The sequence below is a fragment of the Lapillicoccus sp. genome, from assembly GCF_046595215.1.
In the GTDB taxonomy this organism is placed as follows: domain Bacteria; phylum Actinomycetota; class Actinomycetes; order Actinomycetales; family Dermatophilaceae; genus Lapillicoccus.
Genome location: NZ_JBKJPP010000202.1, coordinates 1 through 3,415, shown reverse-complemented (window position 1 = coordinate 3,415; position 3,415 = coordinate 1). Strand labels below are relative to the sequence as shown.

Sequence of the window (3,415 nt, the reverse complement as noted above, 5' to 3'; positions counted from 1 at the left end):
AGGCGAGTGAAGCGGTCGAAGATCCGAATGTGGTGCTCGAGCGGCACACCTGGGCCGTCGTCGGCGACCTGCACGACCGCCCAGTCGCCGTCGCGGCGCAGCGACAACGACACGGTTGCGGCTGCGTGGCGGGCCGCGTTGTCGGCCAGGTTGCCCACGACCTGGGCAAGCCTGGCGCCATCCCCGCGGACCCGCAGCGCCGGCAAGGGGAACACGTGGACCGTTACCTCGGCGTGCCTGCGCAGCCGTTCGGCCTCTTCGTGCACCACGTCATCGAGGTCGACCTCGTCGTGAGCCAGTGGGATCTGCCCGTCCAGGCGGGCTAACAGCAACAGGTCCTCGACCAGGTGGCGCATGCGGTCGTACTCGCCCTGGAGCTCTTGGCCGGTCTCCTGCCACAGGTCGAGATCCGCGCGGGCAAGAGCCACTTCGAGGGAGGCTTGCATGTTGGCCAAGGGGCTGCGTAGCTCATGGGAGGCATCGGCGACGAACCGGCGCTGGCGCCCGGCGGAGGTCTCCAGCCGGTCCAGCATCGCGTTCATGGTCTCGGCCAGGCGGTTCACCTCGTCGCGCGCGGTCGGCAGGGGCACCCGCTTGGACAGGTCGCCGCCGCCGATCGCGGCGACCCTGCGGCGTATCCGCTCGACCGGCGCCAATGCGCGTCCCACGCCCAGCCAGGTGACCAGCGCGGTCAGCAGTAGCGCCGCCGGCAGGACTTGGAGCAGTAGCGATCGCGCGCTCTGGACGGCCTCGTCGACGGGCGCCAACGACAGGGCCACCACGATCGTGTGAGGTGCGGTTGGGGGCCCGGTCGTGTCCTGGAGGACTCGAAAACGCTCACCGCCGCCAATCGGCAGCCCGGTCAGCGTGCCGACCTGAGGCCCGCGCTGGCCCGGGTTCGGCCTGACCAGCGCGCTCTCGCCTTCAATGTTGCCGCTGGCTGCCAGGACCCGCCCGTTGCTGTCGAGCACCTGCGCCAGGCTGGCGTCGTTCTGGGCCGCGGGCAGCACCGAAGGAAGCGTCCCGTTGCTGAGTGCCGCGATGTCTTGGGCGCGGGTGAGTGCCGACGCGTCCACTCCCGCGAGCAGATCGCGCTGCAGCAGGATGACCAGCGCGCCGCCGGCCAGGGCCAGGACTATCGCGACCGCGGCCGTGGCTGCCAGCGTGATACGCCCGCGGACGCCAGGTCTGGTCCATGTCATCGCTTCCGCCCGCCCAGGCGATATCCGACGCCCCGGACGGTGTCGATGCTGACGTCCTTCGACGAGGCGAGTTTTCGTCGCAGGTGGCCGATGTAGACCTCCACGACGTTCGCGTCACCATCGAAGGCCTTGTCCCAGACGTGCTCGAGGATCTCGGTCTTGCTGACCACATGCTCCGCCCGGTGCGCCAGATAGCTGAGCAGCCCCAGCTCGCGGGCGGTCAGGCGCAGCTCCTGCTCGCCGAGCCAGGCCCGGTGCCGCTCGGGTTCGACCCGCAGCGACCCCACCGTCAGAGTGGGGTCAGGGCCGGCGCTGCTGCGGCGAAGCAGAGCCCGCAGCCGGGCCACCAGTACCACCGGGGAGAACGGCTTGGAGACAAAGTCATCGGCACCAATGTCTAGGGCGTCGGCCTCGTCGTACTCGCCGTCCTTGGCGGTCAGGAACAAGATTGGTGTGTTGTCGCCGGCAGCCCTCAGATTCCGACAGATGTCGTAACCGGACATACCCGGAAGCATCACGTCAAGGACGATCACGTCGAAGTTGTGCTCGCGAGCCGCCCAGTCCCCGTCAATCCCATTCGCAGCCAGCACCACGCTGAAGCCCTCGGCCTCCAGGGCGCGGCGCAGGGCTCTTGCCAGGGGGCGTTCATCCTCCACCACCAGGACCCGCACCGTCGTCTCCTTGCCGTTGGCCTGTGGGACGTCACAGTAGACGCCGGGTACATCTGTGGGCGGCCGAGGATCACCTCGGCCGCCCACAGTTCAGTCCTGCCTACTCGTTGCCCTCGAACTGGTGGTCAACGTTGCTGCCAGCAGCGTCGGTGTGCCCGCCGGGGCCATCCGAGAGACCGGTCTCGCTGCCGGCCTGCTCGGCCGATGCCGCGGTGTCGGGGGCGCTCTGGTCGCCCTGCTGGACGTCGACGCCGTTGGCGTCGGCGTGCCCGCCTGGGCCATCCGAGACGTCGGTCTCGCTGCCGGCCTGCTCGGCTGACGCCGCGGTGTCGGGGGCGCTCTGGTTGCCCTGCTGGACGTTGCTGCTCTGGGTGGTGGCGACCGGTGCGGTACCAGCCGCGAAGGCCGTTCCGGTTCCGGCCAAAGCCGCAATGCCGAGGGCGCTGGCGGCGACGCCGCCCATGACGATCTTCTTGATGTTCATCGGGTTTCCTTTTCCCTGGGGATCATGCGAACAACCCCACTGTCAAGGCCCACCCCTGAGCGGAACCTGATCAAACCTGACGATCCATTCAGGTTCGACCGCGCCGCATAAGGATCAGGCGGACCCGCAGACGCCGTCGCTGGCCTGGGCACTCCGATGGGGTACCACGCGCAATCCGCCCGGTCGCGTGAGCCTGCGGATCTTCTTCCGCAAACGCCACGGGGGCGCCATCTCATCAGTGAACCCGCCGGACTGGGAAGCCTCCGACCGGCCATCTGAGACCCCGTGGACACCGTCAGAGCACCCACCCAGGACCAACAGCCAGCCACACCAGGCCCAGCAAGACCGCAACGAGACGCCTCCGCCTCACGACCCCAACCCGTCACGCCGCCGCACAGAAAGCCCGCTATCAGCCTGTTGGCCCTTTCGGCCCCACGCTCTTAGGGTAGACGAATGGACGCCGACATCAACTTCTACTTCGACCCTGTCTGCCCCTTCGCCTGGATGACCAGCAAGTGGGTGCGGCAGGTACAGTCCCAGCGCGACTACACCGTGGACTGGCGGTTCATCTCGTTGCGCCTGATCAACGCCGAGGTCGACTACGACGCGCACTTCCCACCCGAGTACGAAGCCGGGCACACCGCCGGGCTCCGGCTCCTGCGGGTGGCCGCCCGGGCGCGAGTCGAGCACGGACGCGAGGCGACGGCACCGTTGTACGCCGCGTTTGGGGCCCACATCTTCGACACCGCCCCCGCCCCCGCTCTCGATGACCACCGGACCGAGGGCCAGGTGCGTGAGCTGCGCGGGACGCGTGAGTTCGCGGAGCCGATCCTCGCCGAGGCGGGTCTGCCGCTCGAGCTGGCGGACGCTCTCGACGACGAGTCGTGGGACCTCGAGATCCGGCAGGAGACCGACGAGGCGCTCTCGCTGACGGGCAAGGACGTGGGCACGCCCATCATCCACTTCGAGCCACCCGCCGGTGTGGCCTTCTTCGGGCCGGTGATCAGCCGGCTGCCACGCGAGGACTCGGCCGCCGAGCTGTGGGACCACGTGGTCGG

Annotated in this window: 4 protein-coding genes; 1 reads left to right on the top strand and 3 read right to left on the bottom strand. The window is 69.0% G+C overall.

Annotation, left to right across the window (positions count from 1 at the left end):
* The 3 genes from ACLL9L_RS16850 to ACLL9L_RS16840 all read right to left on the bottom strand — a co-directional run.
* Positions 1–1,202 (bottom strand): sensor histidine kinase (locus ACLL9L_RS16850; protein WP_411285811.1); only part of this gene is annotated, 1,202 nt, incomplete at its 3' end.
* The gene (locus ACLL9L_RS16845; RefSeq protein ID WP_411285810.1) at positions 1,199–1,873 is read right to left on the bottom strand and encodes a response regulator transcription factor; all 675 of its coding nucleotides are present in this window, start codon (positions 1,871–1,873) and stop codon (positions 1,199–1,201) included. The genes ACLL9L_RS16850 and ACLL9L_RS16845, both read right to left, overlap by 4 nt.
* Positions 1,874–1,973: 100 nt before the next feature.
* Complete coding sequence (locus ACLL9L_RS16840) at positions 1,974–2,357, bottom strand: hypothetical protein (protein ID WP_411285809.1); 384 nt, start codon at positions 2,355–2,357, stop codon at positions 1,974–1,976.
* A gap of 453 nt (positions 2,358–2,810) precedes the next feature.
* On the opposite strand from ACLL9L_RS16840, the gene ACLL9L_RS16835 reads away from it, so the two are divergent.
* Positions 2,811–3,415, top strand: a 605-nt coding sequence (locus ACLL9L_RS16835; RefSeq protein ID WP_411285808.1) for a hypothetical protein, incomplete at its 3' end; no start/stop codon positions are given.